This is a genomic window from Sphingomonas crocodyli (assembly GCF_004005865.1).
GTDB lineage: Bacteria > Pseudomonadota > Alphaproteobacteria > Sphingomonadales > Sphingomonadaceae > Rhizorhabdus > Rhizorhabdus crocodyli.
Genome location: NZ_SACN01000005.1, coordinates 93,090 through 115,261 on the forward strand (window position 1 = coordinate 93,090; position 22,172 = coordinate 115,261).

The 22,172-nt window shown below is 66.7% G+C and carries 20 protein-coding genes; 1 reads left to right on the forward strand and 19 read right to left on the reverse strand.

Annotated features, from left to right (window positions below; all coding sequences use genetic code 11):
• Window positions 1–5 precede the first annotated feature (5 nt).
• On the reverse strand, window positions 6–452 hold the full coding sequence (locus EOD43_RS21775) for a carboxymuconolactone decarboxylase family protein (protein ID WP_127746415.1): 447 nt from the start codon (window positions 450–452) through the stop codon (window positions 6–8).
• Between the two features lie 181 nt (window positions 453–633).
• On the opposite strand from EOD43_RS21775, the gene EOD43_RS21780 reads away from it, so the two are divergent.
• Window positions 634–1,692 carry a GGDEF domain-containing protein gene (locus EOD43_RS21780; protein ID WP_127746417.1) on the forward strand — a complete coding sequence of 353 codons (1,059 nt, stop codon included), beginning with the start codon at window positions 634–636 and terminating at the stop codon, window positions 1,690–1,692.
• Here EOD43_RS21780 and EOD43_RS21785 read toward each other — a convergent pair.
• From EOD43_RS21785 to EOD43_RS21870, 18 genes are all read right to left on the reverse strand, one after another.
• Complete coding sequence (locus EOD43_RS21785; RefSeq protein WP_127746419.1) at window positions 1,689–3,098, reverse strand: SPOR domain-containing protein; 1,410 nt, start codon at window positions 3,096–3,098, stop codon at window positions 1,689–1,691. The two genes, EOD43_RS21780 and EOD43_RS21785, sit on opposite strands and share 4 nt — an antisense overlap.
• Before the next feature lie 125 nt (window positions 3,099–3,223).
• Window positions 3,224–4,708: a cell division protein FtsZ gene (gene ftsZ, locus EOD43_RS21790; RefSeq protein WP_127746421.1), complete on the reverse strand. Its 1,485-nt coding sequence runs from the start codon at window positions 4,706–4,708 to the stop codon at window positions 3,224–3,226.
• A gap of 169 nt (window positions 4,709–4,877) precedes the next feature.
• A complete protein-coding gene (ftsA, locus tag EOD43_RS21795; protein WP_127746423.1) occupies window positions 4,878–6,137 on the reverse strand; it encodes a cell division protein FtsA in 1,260 nt (419 codons plus the stop codon).
• Window positions 6,137–7,126 (reverse strand): cell division protein FtsQ/DivIB, encoded by a 990-nt coding sequence (locus EOD43_RS21800; RefSeq protein WP_240653466.1) that lies wholly within the window; start codon window positions 7,124–7,126, stop codon window positions 6,137–6,139. The genes ftsA and EOD43_RS21800 overlap by 1 nt, the downstream gene beginning before the upstream one ends.
• On the reverse strand, window positions 7,123–8,061 hold the full coding sequence (locus EOD43_RS21805) for a D-alanine--D-alanine ligase (RefSeq protein WP_127746425.1): 939 nt from the start codon (window positions 8,059–8,061) through the stop codon (window positions 7,123–7,125). The genes EOD43_RS21800 and EOD43_RS21805 overlap by 4 nt, the downstream gene beginning before the upstream one ends.
• Window positions 8,058–8,975: a UDP-N-acetylmuramate dehydrogenase gene (gene murB / locus EOD43_RS21810; protein ID WP_206363622.1), complete on the reverse strand. Its 918-nt coding sequence runs from the start codon at window positions 8,973–8,975 to the stop codon at window positions 8,058–8,060. Before murB ends, EOD43_RS21805 begins: the two co-directional genes overlap by 4 nt.
• A complete protein-coding gene (locus tag EOD43_RS21815; RefSeq protein ID WP_127746427.1) occupies window positions 8,972–9,166 on the reverse strand; it encodes a hypothetical protein in 195 nt (64 codons plus the stop codon). The genes murB and EOD43_RS21815 overlap by 4 nt, the downstream gene beginning before the upstream one ends.
• A complete protein-coding gene (gene murC, locus EOD43_RS21820; protein WP_127746429.1) occupies window positions 9,163–10,572 on the reverse strand; it encodes a UDP-N-acetylmuramate--L-alanine ligase in 1,410 nt (469 codons plus the stop codon). The genes EOD43_RS21815 and murC overlap by 4 nt, the downstream gene beginning before the upstream one ends.
• Entirely contained in the window at window positions 10,569–11,729 is a 1,161-nt protein-coding gene (gene murG, locus EOD43_RS21825; protein ID WP_127746431.1) for an undecaprenyldiphospho-muramoylpentapeptide beta-N-acetylglucosaminyltransferase, read from the reverse strand. Before murG ends, murC begins: the two co-directional genes overlap by 4 nt.
• Window positions 11,726–12,955: an FtsW/RodA/SpoVE family cell cycle protein gene (locus EOD43_RS21830; protein WP_127746433.1), complete on the reverse strand. Its 1,230-nt coding sequence runs from the start codon at window positions 12,953–12,955 to the stop codon at window positions 11,726–11,728. Before EOD43_RS21830 ends, murG begins: the two co-directional genes overlap by 4 nt.
• Window positions 12,952–14,250, reverse strand: a complete 1,299-nt coding sequence (gene murD / locus EOD43_RS21835) for a UDP-N-acetylmuramoyl-L-alanine--D-glutamate ligase (protein WP_127746434.1) — start codon at window positions 14,248–14,250, stop codon at window positions 12,952–12,954. The genes EOD43_RS21830 and murD overlap by 4 nt, the downstream gene beginning before the upstream one ends.
• A complete protein-coding gene (mraY, locus tag EOD43_RS21840) occupies window positions 14,247–15,317 on the reverse strand; it encodes a phospho-N-acetylmuramoyl-pentapeptide-transferase (protein ID WP_127746436.1) in 1,071 nt (356 codons plus the stop codon). The genes murD and mraY overlap by 4 nt, the downstream gene beginning before the upstream one ends.
• Complete coding sequence (locus EOD43_RS21845; protein WP_420822470.1) at window positions 15,317–16,711, reverse strand: UDP-N-acetylmuramoyl-tripeptide--D-alanyl-D-alanine ligase; 1,395 nt, start codon at window positions 16,709–16,711, stop codon at window positions 15,317–15,319. Before EOD43_RS21845 ends, mraY begins: the two co-directional genes overlap by 1 nt.
• Window positions 16,708–18,135: a UDP-N-acetylmuramoyl-L-alanyl-D-glutamate--2,6-diaminopimelate ligase gene (locus EOD43_RS21850; protein ID WP_127746440.1), complete on the reverse strand. Its 1,428-nt coding sequence runs from the start codon at window positions 18,133–18,135 to the stop codon at window positions 16,708–16,710. The genes EOD43_RS21845 and EOD43_RS21850 overlap by 4 nt, the downstream gene beginning before the upstream one ends.
• Window positions 18,113–19,879 carry a peptidoglycan D,D-transpeptidase FtsI family protein gene (locus EOD43_RS21855; RefSeq protein ID WP_338069023.1) on the reverse strand — a complete coding sequence of 589 codons (1,767 nt, stop codon included), beginning with the start codon at window positions 19,877–19,879 and terminating at the stop codon, window positions 18,113–18,115. The genes EOD43_RS21850 and EOD43_RS21855 overlap by 23 nt, the downstream gene beginning before the upstream one ends.
• Entirely contained in the window at window positions 19,876–20,553 is a 678-nt protein-coding gene (locus tag EOD43_RS21860; RefSeq protein ID WP_127746442.1) for a hypothetical protein, read from the reverse strand. The genes EOD43_RS21855 and EOD43_RS21860 overlap by 4 nt, the downstream gene beginning before the upstream one ends.
• The gene (rsmH, locus tag EOD43_RS21865; protein WP_127746444.1) at window positions 20,550–21,512 is read right to left on the reverse strand and encodes a 16S rRNA (cytosine(1402)-N(4))-methyltransferase RsmH; all 963 of its coding nucleotides are present in this window, start codon (window positions 21,510–21,512) and stop codon (window positions 20,550–20,552) included. Before rsmH ends, EOD43_RS21860 begins: the two co-directional genes overlap by 4 nt.
• Window positions 21,509–22,033 carry a division/cell wall cluster transcriptional repressor MraZ gene (locus EOD43_RS21870; RefSeq protein ID WP_127746446.1) on the reverse strand — a complete coding sequence of 175 codons (525 nt, stop codon included), beginning with the start codon at window positions 22,031–22,033 and terminating at the stop codon, window positions 21,509–21,511. Before EOD43_RS21870 ends, rsmH begins: the two co-directional genes overlap by 4 nt.
• Window positions 22,034–22,172 lie beyond the last annotated feature (139 nt).

Consider the following 22,172-nt stretch of genomic DNA (forward strand, 5'->3'; position numbering starts at 1 on the left):
TCGGTTCACGGCTTGGCCGACACCGGCAGGCGGAACGGCGCGCCTAGGCGATTGAACGCGTTCATCGCGGCGATCGCGAGCGTCAGATCGACCAGATCCTTGTCACCGAACACCGCGGCTGCGGCCGCATAGGCTTCGTCCGACGCGTGGGTAACGCTGACATTGGTCACTTCCTCCGCCCAGGCGAGTGCGGCGCGATATTGATCGCTGAACAGGTGCGGCACTTCCTTCCACACCGGCACCAACGTCACCTTGTCGACCGACATCGTCTTGCGCAGATCGCGGCTGTGCATGTCGATGCAATAGGCGCAGCCGTTGATTTGCGACACGCGCAGGAAGATCAGGTGGATGAGTTCTTCGGGCAGGTTGGTGCCCTTGGTGACGTAATGATGCACGCCGAACAGCGCCTTCGCGCCTTCGGGGGCGACTTCGAACCATTTCAGGCGATCCATGATGATGTCCTTTCCGTCAGAGCTGAGCATTGGCGCTCGCTTCGTTGACGGGGCGGGACGGCGCGGTGTGACATCACCCACCAAAAACATTCTCACGAACCCAAATTAGGACAGATCCGCCGTATCAGCGGCGTCGATTTTTCGCTATTTTCCTTAATATTCTGAGGGGGTTCGGGGATTAATGGGGGACGGCTTCGCCTTCCTGTTTCCAATCATGTTCATCACACTGGCGGGCATGTTCCTGCTGGTGTGGCGCTGGGGTGCGCCGATTGCCAAGTGGTGGGGGCTCGGATTTCTGTGCTCGGGCCTGGCGGCGAGCGTGCCCGCGCTGCCCAATGTGATCCCGATGATCGTGCGCGGGACGATCGCCAACGCGCTGTTCGGCCTCGCCTTCTTCCACTTCGGCGGCGCGTTGCTGCGCAGGGCCAATGCACCGTTGATGACGGGGGTGCGCATCGCGATCCTCGTCGTTTCGGTCGGGGGCGCGGTGTTCGGGCTGGCGATCCGCAACCTCCACCTGCAGATCTTCGCATCGGACCTCGGTTGCGCCATCCTGATGGGGATCGGCCTTCCGGCGACGACCAGGCGCCTGCGCGACCTGATGGACTGCGCGCTGTTCGCGATCGTCGCGCTGGTGACGTTCGAAACCTTCCTGCAGGCCGTGACCGTCACGATCACGCTGCCCGAACAGGATGGCACGGGCGTCTATATGACGAGCACCTATGCCTTCCTGATGCAGAGCAGCGCGGTGGTGCTGGGGCTGATCCACGCGCTCGTCGCTTTGGCGTCGGCGGTGCTCGATCGGATCGATGCCGATCGGCAGGCGGACCTGCGCGATCCGCTGACCGGGCTGACCACGCGGCCGGGGCTGGATCGCGCGTTGCGGGCACGGCCGCGCGGCCCCGATTCCAGCTTCGTCATCTGCGAGGTCGACAATCTGCGGCAGGCCAACGAACTGTTCGGCCCGCAGGCGTCCGAACGGATCATCGTGCGGATCGCCGATCTGGTCCGTATGGAAATCCCAACCGGGGGCGTTGCCGCCCGCGTCGGCGACCAGCGCTTCGTGATCTACGTGCCGACGGGCGGGAAGGCCGTGGCCAATCCGATCGCCGATCGGCTGCGCAACGCCATCTATCGTTATGACTGGAGCGGCAGCGGCGTGACCCCGTCGGCGCTTGGCGGCCTCAGCCTGGCTGCCCTGCTATCGATCGAATGCCGGGTGCAGACCGAGCCGCTTTAATTGAGCCGCTCGACCTTCTGCCCTGCGCCGGTCGTGACCGGCACGGTGCCCCAGCCCGCCTTGCGCGCATCGTTGACGAAGTCCTGCGCGGCATCCTTCGACGCGAAGGGGCCGACGAGCAGGCGGTTCGTCGCCTTATAGGGCATCGTCCACGGTGATTTGCCGGCCAGTTGCTTGGGATGCGCCTTCTTCTGCTTGTCCCATTCCTTGTCGAGATCGGGCTTGTACGATCCGCTGGCGATCTGGACCCAGAAACGACCGGGTTCGGAGGCGCGGGCCTTAGCCTCCTCCTTCTCTTTCTTCTTTTTGTCCGCCGCAGCCTTTTCGGCGGCCGCCTTGCGAGCCTCGGCGCGCTTCACCTCCGCCTCGCGCTTGGCCTCACCGGCCATCGACTGAGCTTCGGTCGGCGTCTGGGGCTTTTCGATCGACAAGGTCTTGCCCGTCGTCGGATCGACGATCGGCGCGGTGACGACGCCCGTGCTGGACGCGGTGTTCGCTTCGGCCGTACGCGGGGGCGCAAGCGCGCGGCTCGGTGCGGGCGCCGCGACAACGGGCGAACCCTTGGTCGAGGTCGGCGAACTCATCGACGCCAACTTGGGCGCCTTGTCTTCCGGGAAGTGACCGAAATGGACCGCGGCCGCCTTTTCAGCCGACTTGAGCGTGGCCAGTCGCCCGAGGAAGGGGCGAAGCTGATCGGCCTGATAGCGCGGCAGCACGGCATAGGCCGCCTGTTCGGCGCCCGGCGTATCGCCGGTCATCGCCAGTACGAAGGCGCGCACGCGCCACGCCGGTATGTCCTGCCGCCGGAGCAGCGGATCGAGGATCGCCAGCGCACCGGCCTTGTCGCCCGCAATGCCCAGCGACAGCGCCATGCGCCGGGTCGCCTCCGCATTCTGGCCGGCGCGCAGGGCGATGCCATATTCGGTCTGGGCGCGCTTGGTATCGCCACGCAGGTCATAAGCCAGCCCGCGATCGAGCGCGATGCTGGCGGGTAGCACGCCAAGATCGAGCGCATCGTTGAACATGCGCAAAGCCGCCTGCGGCTGTTCCTTCTGGACCAGTGCAGAGCCGAGGCCGGCCTTCACCTTGCCGTTCTTCGGCGCGATCTTTTCGGCACGAACGTAGAAATTGATCGCGGCATCGGCATCGCCAACCGCGAGCGCGGCATCGCCCGCCCCCGTCAGCGCCTCCAGATCACCCGGATCGCGCGCGAGGACGCGCAGGTAGCGCGCCAGCGCCTCGGCCGGATCGTTGCGCGCCATCGCGTCGCGCGCCTGCGCCATCGGATCGACAATGATCGGCTCGCTGGCCTGATCGATGGCGGTGTCGGGGCCGACCTCCTGCGCCTGCGCGGTTGCGGTGAGTGCGAGGAGCAGCGACGGAGCGAGGAGGAGACTACGTATCATGGGGATGCGGCGCTTAAAGCCCTTCGCGACCTGATCCGCAAGGCGATAGTGCGGGCCTGACGTCGAAACGGGTGGGACCAGCGCCAATCAGAAAGCCCCTCCGCAAAGGGAGGGGCTTGATCCGATTACTGGTTGCTCTGGCGGTTCAGAAAGCGCGGAACGCTGCTTTCCGACGGCGCATCGGCATCATTGTCGACCTGCGCCTTGGCGGCGCCGCGGGCGATGTTCGACATACGCTCGAACAGGGTCGCGCTGCCGGCCGAACGCGGACGCGCTTCGGCCTGCGGCTCGGCGACCCAGCGGCGGGTGCCGGCATCGGCTTCCGGCTCCGGCGCGGGCTGCGCGGGGGCGGGAACGACCGCCTCAGCACCCAGCAGCAGTTCGTCGCTGAACAGCGAGGATGCGGGCTCGGGCGCCTGCGGCGCTGCGGCGGGTTCGGGCGCGACGAGCGTCAGCGGCTCTTCGTCCTCAACCTTCGCGATCGGCTCGGCCGGCGGCTCGATGATCGTGGTCGGCTGCGGCGGCGCGGGCGCGATCGAAACCGCCGGCTGCGGGATGGCAACGGCGGGCTTCTCCTCGCCACCACGCGGCGGGGTGCGCGGCGCGAAGCTCAGCGGCTTGGCAGGCTCGGCCATCGTGCCGGCATCGGCTTCGATGCCGGTCGCGACCACCGAGACGCGGATCATGCCGTCCAGATCGTTGTTGAACGCCGAACCCCAGATGATGTTCGCGTCCGGATCGACCAGTTCGCGGATATGGTTGGCGGCCTCGTCGACCTCCATCAGGCGCATGTCCTCGCCACCCGTGATCGAAACGATGACGCCCTTGGCGCCCTTCATCGACACGCCGTCGAGCAGCGGGTTGGCGATCGCCTTCTCCGCCGCCTCGATCGCGCGATTGTCGCCGGTCGCTTCGCCGGTACCCATCATCGCCTTGCCCATTTCGGACATGACCGAGCGGACGTCGGCAAAGTCGAGGTTGATCAGGCCGGGCATGACCATCAGATCGGTGATGCCGCGCACGCCCTGCTGCAGCACCTGATCCGCCATCTGGAACGCTTCCTTGAAGGTCGTGTTCGGGTTGGCGATCAGGAACAGGTTCTGGTTCGGGATGACGATCAGCGTGTCGACGTGCTTCTGAAGCTCCTCGATGCCGGCATCGGCCGACTTCATGCGGCGCGAACCTTCGAAGCTGAACGGCTTGGTGACGACGCCGACGGTGAGGATGCCCTTGTCACGGGCGAGCTTGGCGATGACCGGCGCCGCGCCCGTTCCCGTGCCGCCGCCCATGCCGGCGGCGATGAAGCACATGTGCGAACCTTCGAGCGCCTTTTCGACCATCTCCATCGTCTCTTCGGCGGCGGCGCGGCCGATTTCCGGGCGCGAACCGGCGCCGAGACCCTGGGTGATCTTGAGGCCAAGCTGGATGCGGCGCTCCGCCGGCGAGGCATTGAGCGCCTGCGCATCGGTGTTCGCGACGATGAAATCGACGCCCTGAACGTCCGAAACGATCATGTTGGCGATCGCGTTTCCACCGGCGCCGCCGACGCCGATCACGCTGATACGGGGCTTCAGCTCGTCAACCTGCGGCCGCATGAATTCGATGGTCATATTCATTCTCCCCTGCCGCCGCACTCGCCAGAACGCCGACGCAAATCACCTGCAATGAATCTTGCCCCAACCGATTCGCCGAATCACGCGAAAAGTTTGGGACAGGTCAATTTTCAAGGTTAACGGAACCCGATTCGCGCCTGCTCGTTCTGGCGCGCCCGAAACCCCATCAATAACCCTGCTTGAACGCCGCCATCATGCGCTGGACCAGCCCGCCCGCCGCCGTCCGGTGGACGGTCTGCGGTTCGAGCGAGATCTGGCGCAAATCGATCGGATTGCTGGCCGCCACCATCGCGAGGCCCGAAAGCGTCGCGAAGGCCGGGCCGCCATGCGCATCGGGCAGGCCGGCGAGGCCACGCGGCCGGCCGATCCGCACCGTGCGGCCCAGCACGCCCTGCGCATAATCGGCGATGCCCTTCAACTCCGCACCGCCGCCGGTCAGCACCACCTGCCGCCCGACGGGGCCGGTATAGCCGAGTTCGGCGAGCGCCTTCGACACCGCATCCATCCAGTGATCGAGGCGCAGGCGGATCACCTGGATCAGCTGCGCACGGCTGATGCGGGGCGGCTCGAACCCGTCACCTTCGTCGGCCGCACCGAGATCGATCATCTCATGCGTGTCGCGCGGCGAGTTCTGCGCCGAACCGTGAAAACATTTGAGCCGTTCGGCCTGCGCGCGGCGGATCGAGAAGGCCGAGGCGATATCGTCGGTGATATCGGCAGCACCCATCGCCAGCGAGGTGAGGCCGACCAGCAGCCCGCCCGCGAACAGCGAAACATTGGTCACGCCCGCGCCCATTTCGACGAGCGCGATCCCCATCTCCTTATCCTCTTCGGTAAGGCAGGCGGCGCCCGTCGCGATCGGGGATGCGACGATCGATTTCACGCCCAGATGCGCCGAACGGACGCACAGAGCGAGGTTGCGCACCGGCGAAGGCTCTGCCGCGACGACGTGGATTTCGACGCCCAGCCGATCGGCATGGAGACCAAGCGGGCTTTTCACGCCCGTCAGGCCATCGAGCGTGTAGAGCGTGGGCTGCGCATGAAGGACCATGCGGCCATCGGGGTTGAGCGAACGACGCCCCTGCTTGAGCAGATTATCAATATCGTCCTGTTCGACCTGCACGCCGCCCAGATCGACCTCGACCTGCGCGACATCGCTGACGAGGCCGCCCGCCGAGAAGCTGACCCATACATGGTCGATATTGGTGCGCGCGATCGTCTCCGCCTGCTCCACAGCCTCGCGGATCGCGGCCTCGGTGCCTTCCATATCGGCGATATAGCCGCGCTTCACGCCACGGCTCTCGCGCTGGCCGGTGCCCAGCACCTCCAGATCGCCGGTTTCGGTGCGGCGCGCGATCAGGGCCGACACTTTCGAGGTGCCGATATCGAGCGCGGTGATCAGGGCATCGTTGCGATTTTGCGCCATCAGGCTGTTACCGTGTTTGCAGGCGGGGAAACGGGGGCGGAGACCGGTGCGGTCTGGAGCGAGGGCGGCGCGGCCTGCGTGACCGGCGCCGGCGGAGGCGCGGGGGCCTCGATCTGGCCGCCGGGCTCGCGCGCCATGCGGACGACCGTGCGCGTCGGATCGCGCATGTCGATGCCAACGATGCCGCGGCCGAGCAGATGGCTCTGCTTATCCTTGCGCGCGAACCAGGCGAGCGCCTTGATCGCCTCGCCATCGCCTTCGGGCAGCTTCAGCGTCTCGCCCGACTGGAAGATGATGTCCCAGCGGCGCTGCCCCTGCCACACCGACGCGGTGATCAGGGGTTTGAGCGCCGGCTGCGTATCGAGCAGGGCCGTCAGCGCCTCGACCTGACGGCGTGCGCCGGGGCCGACCACGACGGGCAGATCGGGCATCGCGCGATCGTCGACCGGCGCGATCTCGGTCCCCATCCGATCGACCAGGACCAGACGGCCACGATATTGCCAGATAGCGGCGGGCACGCGTTCGACAATGTCGACAACAAGAGTGTCGGGCAGCCGGCGCGAGATGCGCGCATCGGCGATCCAGCCGAGCTTCATTAGTTCGGATCGCGTGCCGGTCAGGTCGACCAGTGGCATCGACCGCGATTGCTGGCTCATCGCGATGTCATAGACGACATCGGCATCGGCGCGCTTGCGGTTGAGGATTTCGACATGGCGGACGGTGAAGCCCGCATCGCCGATCGCGCCCGCGGTCGCGGCCCACGCCATTTGCGGAATGCCCATCGCGACCACGCCCATCACCAGCCCACCGCCGACGAGCAGGCCCAGCGTCCAATTGCCCATCGTGCGCAGCGCATCGCGCGGCACCGGGATCTGCGCTACCGCGCGATCGAGCGCCGAGCCGCGACGCTTCGCCGGCGGCCGCTTCGCGGTGGTGACGCGCGGACGGCGGTCTCCCCCCTTCACGTTGCGGGCCGGCCGCGCGCTCACGCAGCCTTTTCCTTCACGGCTTCGTCGACGATCGCCTGGACGAGTTCGGCATAGGTCATGCCGACATGCTTCGCCTGCTCAGGCACGAGGCTGAGCGGCGTCATGCCCGGCTGCGTGTTCACTTCGAGCAAATAGAGCCCCGCTTCCCCCTGTTCGTCATCCCAACGGAAGTCCGAACGCGAGGTTCCCTTGCACCCCAACAGGCGGTGCGCATCAAGCGCCATCTGCATCGCCGACGCTTCGACATCGGCCGGGATCTTCGCCGGGCAGACATGGGTGGTCAGGCCATCGGTATATTTGGCCTCGTAATCGTAAAAGCCGCTGGTCGGCACCAGTTCGGTGACGCAAAGCGCGCGATCGCCTAGCACTGCGACCGTCAGCTCACGCCCCTTGATGAAGGGTTCGGCGAGCAGTGTATCGAAACGCTGCCACGGGCCATGCGCGTCGCGGTGGATCGGCGTGCCGTGATTGTCGCGCTCCTTCACGATCGCGACGCCGACCGACGATCCTTCGTTGACCGGCTTTAGCACATAAGGCCGAGGGATCGGATCGGCTTCGTACAGGCTCTCGCTGTCGACGATCTTGCCCGTCGGCATGCGAATGCCGTGGGGGACGAGCTGCTGCTTGGTCAGTTCCTTGTCGATCGCGATGACCGATGTGGTCAGGCCGCTATGGGTATAGGTGATCCCCATCAGGTCCATCAGGCCCTGAACGGTGCCATCCTCCCCCGGTGTGCCGTGGAGCGCGTTGAACACGACGTCGGGCTTCGCCTCGTGCAGCTTGATCGCGACGTCATGGCCCATGTCGATCCGCGTGACCTTGTGGCCCAGCGTTTCGAGCGCATCGGCGACGCCGTTACCCGACGTCAGCGACACGTCACGCTCGGACGACCAGCCACCCATAAGGACCGCGATGTGGAGCGTCGGATGGCTCATGCGGAAACCCCTACGCGCTGGATTTCCCACTCCAACGTCAAGCCCGAATGTGCCTTCACCTTGTCCCTTACCTCTTCGCCCAAAGCCTCGATGTCGGCGCTGCTGGCCGAGCCGAGGTTGAGCAGGAAATTGCAGTGTTTTTCGGAAACCTGCGCGTCGCCGCGCGTCAGCCCGCGACAGCCCGCCGCGTCGACCAGCGCCCACGCCTTGTGGCCGTCCGGATTCTTGAAGGTCGAACCGCCGGTCTTCGAACGCAGCGGCTGCGAGGCTTCGCGTTCGGCGGCGATGCGGTCCATTTCAGTCTGGATCGCGCTCGGCTCGGCAGGCGCACCACGCAGCGTCGCCGAAATCACGATCGCGCCATCGGGCAGCGCGCTGTGGCGATAGGTGTAGCCCAGATCGGTAAGCGACAGTGTCTTACGTTCACCCGAGCGGAGGACGACCTCCGCCTCGACCAGCACGTCCTTGACCTCGCGGCCATAAGCCCCGCCGTTCATACGCACGAAGCCGCCGACCGTGCCGGGGATCGAGCGCAGGAACTCGACCCCGCCAATCCCGGCATCGCGCGCCGTCGAGGAGACGAGGATACCGCTCGCCCCGCCGCCGCAGCGCAGGGTCACGTCATCAAGCCGCTCGCACTTGGCGAACGCCTTGCCGAGCCGGACGACCACGCCCGGCACGCCGCCATCGCGCACGATCAGGTTGGAGCCTAGGCCAAGCCCCATCACCGGCACCGCCGGATCGAGCGCCATCAGAAAATCACACAGATCGTCGGCATCGGCCGGCTCGAACAGCCATTCGGCCGACCCGCCGCTCTTGAACCAGACGAGCGGCGCCAGCGGCGCGCCGGCCGTCAGTCGCCCGCGAACGGGCGGCATGACGGTATCGGTCGCGGCGCCGGCGGCTGCCATCATCCCCTGGGCGACCAAAGTGCGAGCCAGCCTTCCCAGGCCTTCACCTGCGCATCGCCGATCTGGCGCGCGGCTTCGACCGCGCCGTCGAACGGCGTGTTGCCCATCGTGCGGAAGGCCGCATCGAGATTCTGCTTGTGGAGGTGGAGTGCCTGTTCCTGCAGCTTCACCCAGGTGCCGAAATAGTCGGTCATTTCACCTTCTCCTTCGCAATCGCGTCGGCGAGGCCGGCGGCCCATTTGGTGATGTCGCCGGCGCCGAGGCAGATGACCATGTCGTCCTGCTGGGCGCTATTCGCAAGAGCGACGGCGAGCGCATCGGCCCCCTCGATCACCTGCGCGGCGCGATGCCCGCGCTGCTTGAGCCCGCTGACGAGGGCTGCGGCATCGACCCCTTCGATCGGCTGCTCGCCCGCCGGATAGACTGGGGCGACATAGACGATGTCGGCATCGTTGAACGCGGTCTGGAAGTCGACCATCAGGTCGCGCAGGCGGGTGTAGCGATGGGGCTGCACGACCGCGATCACGCGGTTCTTCGCGCCTTCGCGCGCGGCGGCGAGCACCGCGCGGATCTCAACCGGGTGGTGACCGTAATCGTCGATGATCGTGACACCATCGACCTCACCAACCTTGGTGAAGCGGCGCTTGACGCCCCCGAACTTGGCGAAACCGCCCGCGATGATGTCGTCCGAAATGCCCATCTCCAGCGCGACGCCGATCGCGGCGAGCGCGTTCTGGACATTGTGGCGGCCGGGCATCGGCAGGGTCACGCCCTCGATCCGGCGCAGATTGCCGTCACGATCGCGGATCACCACGTCGAACCGGTTGCCGCCGGGGACGGGCACGACATTGTCGCCGCGCACGTCGGCCTGAGCGGAAAAGCCGTAGGTCACGACCTTGCGATCGCGCACGCGCGGGATGATCGCCTGCACTTCGGGATGATCGATGCACAGCAAGGCGGCACCGTAGAAGGGGACGTTTTCGACGAACTCAACGAAGCAGTCCTTCACCTTCTCGAACGATCCATAGTGATCGAGATGTTCGGGATCGATGTTGGTCACGACCGCGATCGTGCCGTCGAGGCGCAGGAAACTGCCGTCGCTCTCGTCAGCCTCCACCACCATCCAGTCGGACGCGCCGAGGCGGGCGTTCGAACCATAGCTGTTGATGATGCCGCCGTTGATCACGGTCGGATCGACCCCGCCCGCATCGAGCAAGGCCGCGACCATCGACGTCGTCGTCGTCTTGCCGTGGGTGCCCGCGATCGCGACGGTCGACTTCAGCCGCATCAGTTCGGCGAGCATTTCGGCGCGGCGGACGACGGGGATGCGCTTTTCGAGCGCGAGTTCGACCTCGGGATTGCCGCGCTTGATCGCGGTCGAGGTGACGACGACGGCGGCATCGCCCAGATTTTCGGCCTTGTGGCCGATCATCACCTTGATGCCCTTCTTGCGCAGCCCTTCGACGACATAGCCTTCGGCGACGTCGCTGCCCTGAACCTTATAGCCCAGATTGGCCATGACCTCGGCAATGCCGGACATGCCGATCCCGCCGATGCCGATGAAGTGAATGGTGCCGATGTCGGTCGCGACGCCCTTCATGCGAACGCGCCCTTCAGGGGCCGAAGCTCAAGATTTTCCACAGGGATAGGGTCCATGATCGGTTGGCGACCGATGCTCTCCACCAGATCGGCGAGATCCTCGGCCGCGTTGGGCCTGCCGACGCCATAAGAGCGCTTGGCAGCGTTGAGAAGCGCCTTGGGATCGAGCGCCAGCTTGTGCATCTGCTTCGACAATTCCTGCGGCGTGAAGTTCGATTGCTTGATCGCGCGCGCGCCGCCCACCTCGGCCAGTTCGCGGGCATTGGCGGTCTGGTGATCGTCGGCAGCGCTGGGCAGCGGGATCAGGATGGCGGGGCGGCCCGCGACCGTCACGTCGGCGATCGTCGATGCGCCCGCGCGCGCGATCACCAGGTGCGACCAGGCGAGCCGTTCGGGCAGATCGGTGAAATAGGTGGCGAGATCGGCGGGGATGCCCAGCACCTTATATTTGCTGCGCACCGCCTCGATATCCTCGGGCCGGCACTGCTGCGTCACCTGCAACCGGCGGCGAAAGGTGAGCGGCAGGAGGCCCAGCGCATCGGGCACGACGTCGGACAGGATGCTCGCACCCTGGCTGCCGCCCGTCACCAGCAGGCGGAAGATGCCGTCGGGGCCGAGATCGGGAAACGGCGCGTTGCGGATTTCCCGGACGATCGCGCGGACCGGATTGCCGACCAGATGGGTTTTGGCGTCGAACTTCGGGTTCAGCCGCTCGACATTCGGATAGGCGGTCGCGATCCCGGTCACCTTGCCCGCGACGAGGCGGTTGACCCGGCCCAGCACGGCATTCTGTTCGTGGATCAGCGTCGGCACACGGTTCTTGAACGCCGCGCGCAAGGCCGGAAGCGCCGGATAGCCGCCGAAGCCGACCACGGCGGCGGGATCGAACGTCTCGTACAGCTGGCGCGACATGGCGGTGCCGGCGCGAATATCCTTCCACGCCTTCCACATCTCACGCAGGCCGCCGCCCAGGCGTCCCGCCGGAATGATGTGGGTCTGGACGCCGTCGAACAGTCCGGGGATGCGCGCGCCGCGTTCGTCGGTGACGAGCGCGACCCGATGGCCACGGCGCATCAGCTCGCCCGCCAGCGCATGCGCGGGAACCATGTGCCCGCCGGTGCCGCCGGCGGCGAGGACGAAGTGTCGCGTTACGCTCATCGCGGATTCCAGCGCACGGTGTAGCTCGATTCCTTGAGGTGGGGATTCTCGCGGGTGAAGGCGAGCAGCAGCCCGAAGCCGATCGACAGCGCGATCATCGACGAACCGCCATAGCTGATGAACGGCAGGGTCATGCCCTTCGACGGCGCGAGGCCGACATTGACGAGCATGTTGATCAGCGCCTGCAGCCCGAACTGCGCGACCAGACCGGCGCCCGCATAGAGCAGGAAATCATCCTCCTCACGCAGCAGGCGGGTGCAGACGCGCGCGACGATCGCGAGGTAGAGGCAGGCGATCGCGATGCACGCGATCAGGCCGAATTCCTCGCCGATCACGGAGAAGATATAGTCGGTATGCGGCTCGGGCAGCGAGAATTTCGCCGTGCCCGCGCCGGGGCCGGTGCCGAGTAGGCCGCCATGCGTGATCGTGTCGTGCGCGCGATCCATCTGGAACGTATCGCCCTGCTTGAACAGGAACTTGTCGATACGCGCGGTCGCGACCGGATAGAAGAAATAGGCCGCGAGGACGGCGACGAAGCCCCCTGCCCCCAGCATGCCCAGCGCCTTCATCGACGCGCCCGACAGCATCAGCAGGATGATCCACACCGACACGAAGATCACGGTCTGCCCGAAATCGGGCTGCATCATCAGCAGCACTGCGATCGAACCGACCACGCCTGCGGAAATGACGGCGAAGGGCAGGCCCGGATTCTTGGCGCGCAGCGAGAAGAGCCAGGCCATCGCAACGACGAACAAAGGCTTCAGAAATTCGGACGGTTGCAGGCGCGCCGGGCCGCCGAACGATATCCAGCGGGTCGCGCCGTTGGTGGTGCTGCCGACGACGGGCACGAGCGCGAGCAGGACGAAGAAGATCGCCGCGCCGATCAACGCGCCACGCCGCGCCACCTTCTGCGGCAGCATCGAGACGCCGACCATGATAGGCGCGGACACGACCATCCAGCCCAGCTGCATCCAGAAATAATAGCGCGCGGCGACGACGTGCCCCGCGCCCGAATAGCGCACAGCGGCGGCAGGCGCGGCGGCGGCGACCGCGATCAGCCCGACGCCGATCAGCATCGTCACAAGCAGCAGCAGGACGCGATCGATTTCCCAGAACCAGCGCGCAAGCGGCGTGTTCGATCCGCGCCCGACGCGCGACCGCCGGATCGCAGGCTTCTTGCGTCGCGTAGGAACCGTGGAATCGAGCAGCGCCACCACGCCGGTCATAAGCCAAGCCCCTCCACCGCGCTACGGAAAGCCGCCCCGCGCGCTTCATAATCGGCGAACTGATCGAAGGAGGCGCAGGCGGGCGACAGCAGCACCACTTCGCCGGGCTTCGCGGCCGCGGCGGCATCCTTCACGGCCTGTGCCAGCGTCTTGCTCTCGATCACGGGCTTGCCCGCTTCGCCCATGATCCGGGCGTAAAGCGGGCCGGCGTCGCCGATCGTATAGGCCGCGACGACATGATCGAAATGCGGCGCGCAGGCGTCGAGATCGTCGGTCTTGGGCAGGCCGCCCAATATCCAATGTATCTTCGGATATGCCGCGAGCGCGGGCGCGGTCGATGTCGCGTTGGTCGCCTTGCTGTCGTTGACGTAGAGGACGCCGCCAATCTCGGCGATCCGCTCCATTCGATGCGGCAGGCCCGGATAAGTGGCGAGGCCGGTCTGGATCGCGTCCTCGGCGATGCCCAGCGCGCGGGCCGTCGCAATCGCGATCACGGCATTTTGCGCGTTGTGGGGCCCCTGCAGCGACGGCCAGTCGGCCTGCCCTTCCACATCGGCGGCCTGGACGCGGACCACCGGCAGTTCGTCCCGAACGGCGAGAAGACGGGTCGCAATCGCCCGCGTCGGATCATCGTCGACCGCGATCACCGCGACATGGTTGGGCGACTGCATCGCGAACAGTTCGGCCTTCGCGCGCGAATAACCTTCGAAGCCGTCATAGCGATCGAGATGGTCGGGGGTGATGTTGGTCAGCACCGCGACGTCGCAATCGAGGCTGCGGGTCAGATCGATCTGGTAGCTCGACAGTTCGAGGACATAGACCCCACCGGCCCCCAGCGGATCGCGCGACAGGATCGGCAGGCCGATATTCCCGCCCATCAGCGTCGGCACGCCCGCCGTTTCGATGATGTGCTTGATCAGCGCAGTCGTGGTCGACTTGCCGTTGGTGCCGGTGATGCCAACAACCTTGTGCGCCGGCAGGCTGCTACGGGCCTGCGCGAACAGTTCGATATCGCCGATCACGGGCACGTTGTGCTTACGCGCATGCGCGACGATCGGATGCTTGTTGAGCGGCACGCCGGGCGAAACCACGACGGCGGCAAAGCCTGTCAGATCGCTTTCGAGCGGGTCGGCCAGCTTGACCCGCGGGTCGGCCTTCGCCCGCGCCTCGTCCTTCCCGTCCCATGCCGTCACCTCCGCCCCGCTCGCCAGCAGCGCGTCGACCGTCGCCAGCCCCGAGCGCGCGAGGCCGAGGACCGCGTATCGTTTACCGGCGAAGGCGGGGGACGTGATCACCGCAGCTTCAGCGTCGCAAGGCCCGCCAGCGCGAGCACGAAGCTGATGATCCAGAAGCGGATCACCACGGTCGGCTCGCTCCAGCCGAGCTGTTCGAAATGGTGGTGGATCGGCGCCATGCGGAAGATGCGCTTGCCGGTCCTTTTATAGAAGAAGACCTGCAGGATCACCGACACCGTCTCCATCACGAACAGGCCGCCGACGATCGCCAACACGATTTCGTGATGCGCGACCACCGCAATCGTCCCCAACGCACCACCGAGCGCGAGGCTGCCCGTATCGCCCATGAACACGGCCGCAGGCGGCGCGTTGAACCAGAGAAAGGCCAGGCCCCCGCCGATGATCGCGGCGGTCAGGATCGTCAGATCGCCCGCGCCCGGAACGTGCGGAATGCCCAGATAGCTGGCGAACACCTTGTTGCCGACCAGATAGGCGATCACGAAGAAGGCGAGGCTGGCGATCACGACTGGCATGATCGCAAGGCCGTCCAACCCGTCGGTCAGGTTCACCGCATTGCCGAAAGCGACGATCGTGAACGCCGCGAACACGACGTAGAGCGGCCCGAGATCGATCACCGCGCCATTATAGAAAGGCACGTACAGTTCGGTCCCGTTGCCCGATACGATCAGCCAGCTGGCGAGACCCGCGATCAGGAACTCGCCCGCCAGGCGCACCTTGCCCGAAACGCCCTTGTGGCTGCGCTTCTTCACCTTGTCGTAATCGTCGAGGAAGCCGATCAGGCCGAAGCCCACGGTCACGCCGATGCAGGCCCAGGCATAGCGGTTGGCCAGATCCATCCACAGCAGCATGGCGACCATCACCGACACCAGGATCATCAGCCCGCCCATCGTGGGGGTGCCGACCTTGGCGAGGTGCGTCTGCGGCCCGTCAGCGCGGATCGGCTGGCCCTTGCCCTGCTTGACGCGCAGCCACCCGATGAAGCGCGGGCCTATGATCAGGCCCAGCACAAGCGCCGTAACCGCCGCCGCGCCCGCGCGGAAGGTGAGGTATCGAATGAGATTCAGCAGCCCCGGAAATCCGAGCTGATCGGCCAGCAAGTAAAGCATCAGATCCTTCCGCCCGCCAGAGCCCCGCTCCGCAGCCTTTCGACCACGCGCGACAGCCCGATCGCGTTCGACCCCTTGATGAGAATGGCATCGCCCGGCGAAATCACCCCCGCAAGGGACTCGATCGCCGCCGAAGCGTCGGGCACATGCGCGAAGTCGATCCGGCCTTCAAGCGCATTTGCGAGGGCCCCCATTTCGGGTCCGACGAGCAGAGCATAACCCACGTCCGCCGCCTGCAGCAGATCGAGCAGACCGGCATGATAGGCCGGCGCGCCCTGCCCCAGTTCGCGCATCTCGCCGAGGACGACGACGCGGCGTTCGGCCTGCTCCTCGCCCAGCATGCGGATGGTCGCGGCCATCGACGCGGGGTTGGCGTTGTAGCTTTCGTCGATGATCAGCGCCTCGCCATCGCCGACCGGCACCTGGCTGCGCTCGCCGCGTCCCGGGAGGCCCGGCATCTCGGCAAAGGCGAGGCCGGCCGCGGCCAGATCGCCGCCCACCGCCCACACAGCCGCGATCACCGCCATCGCGTTCGACACCCAATGGTCGCCCGGCGGCGCCACCGTGAAGGTCAGTTCCGCGTCGGGCAGGATCAGCGAGCAGAGCGTGCCGCCGGGCTGGCGATGCTCGTCGCACAGGGTGACGTCCGCCGCCTCATCGCGCCCGAAGGTGATGATCCGCGCCGCATAGGGCCGCGCGGCGGCGATCAGCCGGTCGCGATGCGGGCTGTCATGCGGGATGATCGCGATGCCGCCGGGCTCGAGCCCTTCGAAAATCTCGCCCTTGGCGTCGGCGATCGCGGCTTCGCTGGCGAAATGGGCGCTGTGCGCGGGGGCGATCGCGGTGACGATCGCGACATGCGGGCGCACAAGGCGGGTCAGCTGCGACAGCTCGCCCGCATGGTTCATCCCCATTTCGAAGATGCCGTAGCGGGTCGATGCCGGCATCCGCGCAAGGCTGAGCGGCACGCCGGTATGGTTGTTATAGCTCTTGACCGAGCGGTGCGCCTGTCCGGGGTTCGGGCGATCGAGGCAGGCGAACAGCGCCTCCTTCGTGCCGGTCTTGCCGACCGAACCGGTGACGCCGATCACCTTGCCGTTCATCCGCGCGCGCGACGCAACGGCCAGCGCATCGAGCGCAGCGGTCGTATCGGCGACGCGGACATGCGGGCCGGCGCAGGCTTCGGACACGATCGCCCCCGCCGCGCCACCCGCAAAAGCCTTGTCGAGGAAGCGATGCCCGTCGGTCGCCTCCCCCTTCAGCGCGACGAACAGATCGCCGGGGCCGATTTCGCGGCTGTCGAAGGCGACGCCGTTCGCATCGAACGCGCCGAACACCTCGCCATCGGTCGCGGCGGCAATATCAAACGCGGTCCAGAGGGGAGGCTTGGTCACGCCGCGCACTCCCGCACCACGGTCACGTCATCGAAGGGCAGGACGCGGTCGCCAACGATCTGCCCCTGTTCGTGCCCCTTGCCCGCGACCAGGACGATGTCGCCCGCCCCCGCTTCGGCCACGGCCGCCGCAATCGCCGAGCGACGATCGCCGATCTCGGTCGCATCCGGCGCACCCGCCAGCACGTCGCGACGGATCGCGGCCGGGTCTTCGGAGCGCGGATTGTCGTCGGTCACGATCACATGGTCGGCAAGCCGCGCGGCGACTTCGGCCATCAGCGGGCGCTTGCCGGTGTCACGGTCGCCGCCCGCGCCGAAGACGACGATCAGGCGCTTGTCCGTGTGCGGGCGCAGTGCGTTGATCGCGGCTTCGAGGCCGTCGGGCGTGTGCGCATAGTCGACGTAAGCTGGAGCGCCGGCGCGGTTGATCGCCGCGCGCTCCAGCCGTCCGCGCACGGGGGCAACGCGCGCGAGAGAGGTGAAAACCTGATCGACCGATCCACCGGTCGCGATGACGAGGCCGGCCGCGACGAGCGAGTTCGCCGCCTGATAGGCGCCGATCAGCGGCAGCTTGAGTTCGCGGGGCTTGCCGTCGACTTCGATGATGAGCGTCTGGCCGAGCGCGGTCGGCGTGCGATTGAGCAGGCGCAGCGTCTCGCCCGTCTCGCCAACCGAGATCAGCCGCAGCCCGCGCGCCTTCACCGCGTCGATCACCTTGGTCGACCAGATATCGTCGGCCCAGACGACCGCCGCGCCATCGGGCTCGATCACGTCAGTGAAAAGCCGCAGCTTGGCCGCGAAATAATCCTCCATCGTGCCGTGATAATCGAGGTGATCGCGGCTCAGATTGGTGAAGGCGCCCGCGCGGACCGGCAACCCTTCGGTGCGATATTGCGACAGGCCGTGGCTCGATGCCTCAAAGGCGGCATGGCTCACGCCCTCCTTCTTCAGTCCCGCCATGTTCGACAGGAAGGTGACGATGTCCGGCGTGGTCAGCCCGGTCGAAACCTGATCGTCCGCCGTGGTGACGCCCAAAGTCCCGATCGACGCGGCGTGGAAGCCCGCCATCCGCCACAGTTGCCGGGTGAGTTCGACGGTCGATGTCTTGCCGTTCGTGCCGGTGACGGCGACGGTGGTGTCCGGGAACGGCGCGAAGAATTTGGCGGCGAGCCGGGCGAAGGCCTGGCGTGGCTCCTCATCGGCGACATGGATCGCGCCCGAAACCTTCGCGCCTGGCGCGGCGACCACCGCGACCGCGCCGGCGGCCACGGCTTCCGCGATGAAATCCTCGCCATTGAAGCGTGCGCCACGAAACGCGCCGAACACTGTGCCCGGCGCGACCTTGCGATGATCGATGGCGAAACCGGTCACGCTGACATCAGCGACCGGGCCATCCGCTGTTTCAATCAGGTGCTTCAGACGCATGCTTCTTGTCTTCGTAGATATAGGGCGTCAGGTCGGCGACATCGACGTCGCGGCTGGCATCGGGCATCACGCCCAGCAGCGGGCCGATCCGCGCGATGACCTTCTTGATCGCGGGCGCCACCGTCCAGGCAGCGGTGCGGAAACCATAAGTGTCAGCGGTGCCGTGCGGCTCGTCGAGCGTCCCGATCAGCACATAACGCGGCTGATCCATCGGGAACACGGCCGCAAAGGTGACGAGCAGCGAATTGTGGATATAGCGGCCGTGCAGGTTCTTTTCGGCCGTGCCCGTCTTGCCGCCGACGCGCAGCCCTTCGACGTTCGCAGCCTTGCCGGTGCCCTTCGTCACGACGAGGCGCATCATCTGCCGCATCCGCGCGCTCGTCGCCTCGCTGATCACGCGGCGACCCGGCACCTGCGCGCCCGGCTCGACCTTCATCATCGTCGCGTTGCGGAAGGTGCCGCCATTCACCAGCGCCGCATAAGCATTGGCGAGGTGGAGTGGCGTCACCGCGATGCCGTGACCATAAGCCGTGGTCATCACGGTCGTGCGCGCCCAGAAACCCGGCCAGATCGGCTTGGCGGCACCGCGCAGTTCGATGTCGACCGGCTTGTCGAAGCCCAGTTCGCGGAAGAAGTGCGACGTCCGCTCCTGCCCCAGTTCGTCGGCGATGCGGGCGGTGCCGATGTTCGACGAATGGATCAGGATATCGGGCACCGACATCCAGCGGTTCTGCGGGTGATCGTCGCGGATCTTGAAGCCGCCGACCACCAGAGGCGCCGTCGCGTCGTAACGGCGGCCCATATCGGTGATCACGCCCTTTTCGATCGCATTGGCGACCGTGATCATCTTGAAGGTCGACCCCAGTTCGAACACCGATTTGATCGCGCGGTTGAAACGCGCGTCGGGCTGGCGCTCGTCCTGGCTGACCGGCGTGCGCCCCGGCGCATTGGGATTGAAGGTGGGCAGCGACGCCATTGCCAGCACTTCGCCGGTGCGCACGTCCAGCACGATGCCGGCCGCGCCGACCGCGCTATGCTTCACCATCTGCGCATAGAGCGCGCTTTCCATCGCCGCCTGCACCCGGCTGTCGATCGAGAGCGCGACAGGCGCGCCGTTGCGCGTGGTCAATTCCTTCTGGAGCGACGCTTCCATCCCCGACACCGGCGTCTTGCCGTCGAGATCGAGATAGCCGAGCACCTGCGCGGCGAGCGTGCCCTGCGGATAGAAACGTTCGGATTCACGGCCCAGCTGGAAGGCGGGCTCGCCCAGCGTGTTGATCGCCGACACCATTTCGGGGACGGCGTTGCGCTTGAGATAGACGAACGGCCCGCGTGTCGGCTTGCCGTCCTTGCGGGGCTTCGTCTTGCGGGGGTTGAGCAGCGCGCGATACTGATCCTGCGTCTTGCCCGGAATGATCCGCGCCAGTTCGGCGGCCAGATGATCGCGATCGCCGATGATCTCGTTCGGGAAGATGCCGATCGACCAGTTCTTGATCGTCGACGCCAGCACGATGCCGTTGCGATCGGTGATCATCCCGCGCGGGCCGACCGCCGCAACCGAGGTGCCGCCGTCGCGGAAGTTCGAAACCGCCAGCCACAGCAGGCGCGCCGAAATGACCGCCGTCACCAGAGCGAAAGCGGTCATCAGGAAGATCAGGCGCTGCTGCGCGACGCGGATCGTCTCCGCGGTGCGAACGGGAGCGCGCGAGCGCGGGAGATCGGCCGTGAGGGCCGCTGTGTTCACGGCCGCGCCTTGCGGCCGGACTTGGCGTCTCCGGTGATATCGGCGAGCCAGGCGTCGTCGAGGCTGGTCTTCTTCTTGGCCGCAGGCTTGGCGGCGACCGGGGGCGTGGCCACGGCCGCGACCTTGCGCAGCGATGCTTCGTGGACCGCCGAAACGGTCGACGGCGCCATGCCCTGCGGCTTGGCCTGAACGAAGCTGGCCGAACGCAGCGACGGCTGCGGCTCAGGCGCGGACGCCAGCGTGACCTGCGGCGGCGGGGCCGCATGGACGACCGGCGGGGTCGATACCGGAACCGGGGCGGGCGCAGCGGCGGCCGCCGGCGCGCTCGGCACGTCCAGGCTCGCCTGGCGGATCGGGTTCACCGTCTGCGACATGGCGGGCGTGTTCGGCTCGAGGATCGCGGCGAACTGCACGGCATTCTTGAACTGCTGCACCTTGGGCGCTTCCAGCCCATAGACGCTGACGTTCCAATGTTCGATCTGGCCCATGCCCGAACGAGTGCCGATCTCGGTCTCCAGCTGCGCGATCTCGGCCCGCGTCCGCGAAATCTCGCGGTCGGTGCGGGCCAGCTCGGCGCGCTTGGCGGCGACGAACTGCGACATCAGATAGAAGGCGAGGATGGCGAGACACGCCGCCCCCGTCCACACGATCGACCGAAAACGCATGGCGATCATCGTTGTGATCCTTCCTGACGGGTACGCATATTCCACGGGGACGCGGCGGTGCGGCGGGCCACGCGCAACGTGGCCGACCGCGAACGGGGATTACGGGCAAGCTCCGCCTCGCCGGCGCGAACCGGCTTGGCGACAGCTTCGAAGCTGGGGTTCGGACCGGCGCCGCGCGCATCGGGCAGGTGGCGCGAGCCCGCCGGCGTCGCGCCGCTGCGTTCGCGCAGGAAACGCTTCACGATCCGATCCTCGATCGAATGGAACGACACGACCGCGAGCCGACCGCCGGGACGCAGCACCTTTTCGGCCGCCGCCAGCCCCTGTTCGAGCTCGTCCAGTTCGGCATTCAGATGGATGCGGATCGCCTGGAAGGTGCGGGTCGCAGGATCCTTCTTCTCATGCGGACGATGGCCAAGCGCGCGGCGCACGACCTCGGCCAGCTCCGCCGTGCGCGTGATCGGGCGCGCCGCGACGATCGCACGAGCCACGCGGCGGGCGCGCGGTTCCTCGCCCAGCGTGTAGAGAACGTCGGCAATCTCTTCCTCGTCCGCCTCGTTGACGAAGTCGGCGGCGCTCATGCCCGCCTGCTCCATCCGCATGTCGAGCGGACCGTCCGACTGGAACGAGAAACCGCGATCGGCGCGATCGAGCTGCATCGACGACACGCCGATATCGAGCGTGACGCCATCGACCTGATCGACGCCGCGCTCGGCCAGCGCCTCGACAAGCCGCGAGAAGCGCTCCGGAACCAGGATCAAACCATCTTCGGACGCCTCGAGCGCAGCGCCCTCGGCAATCGCATCGGGATCGCGGTCAAAGGCATATACCCGGGCGCCCGTCGCCAGGATCGCCCGGGTGTACCCACCCGCCCCGAACGTCCCGTCGACATGGATCTCGCCGGCTTGCGGGGTGAGGCCGGCGATCACCTCGTCGAGGAGGACGGGAATATGGGGAGCGGCGCTCATGCCTTGGCCGCCCCGCGACGCGACGCGCGCCCCTGCTCCATCTGGCGGATGAGCATCGGCACATCGCCATATTCGGCCGCGAACTTTTCGGGCGACCAGATCTGGAAGCTGTCGCCTCCGCCGAAGAACACGGCCTCGCCCTGGATACCGGCTTCGTCGCGCAGCAGCTGCGGCAGGACCATGCGGCCCGCCTCGTCATAAGTGACGTCGGTGAACAGACCCAGGCGGCGGAAGATCTTCTTCTGGAACAGCGCCTTCGCCTTGACCTTGTCGCCGCCCGCCTCGGCCTCGCATTCGGCCATGACGTCGGATTTCACCTCGGCGATCGTGGTCGCGTCGACCACTTCGATGCAGCCGAGTTCGGACGGGCTCATCTTGACGGTGCGCAGGGCTTCGCCGTGGAGATCATGCCCCGCAAAGCGGCGCTCGATCGTCGCGCGAAAAGCGGAGGGCATGGAGACGCGACCCTTCTGGTCGACCCCATTCACCTGCAGACCGCTGAAATCCGCGAACGCCGCCAAGCCAAAACCCCTTGTCAGCAAGGTTCCGCCGCTGGCCCGATCTTACGTCGGTCCTCGTGGCTCAAATCGCCACGGCAGAATCCTTGCCCACCACCTGCATGGACACAGGTGTATAGCGGGCTCGGAGGGGATTCAATGG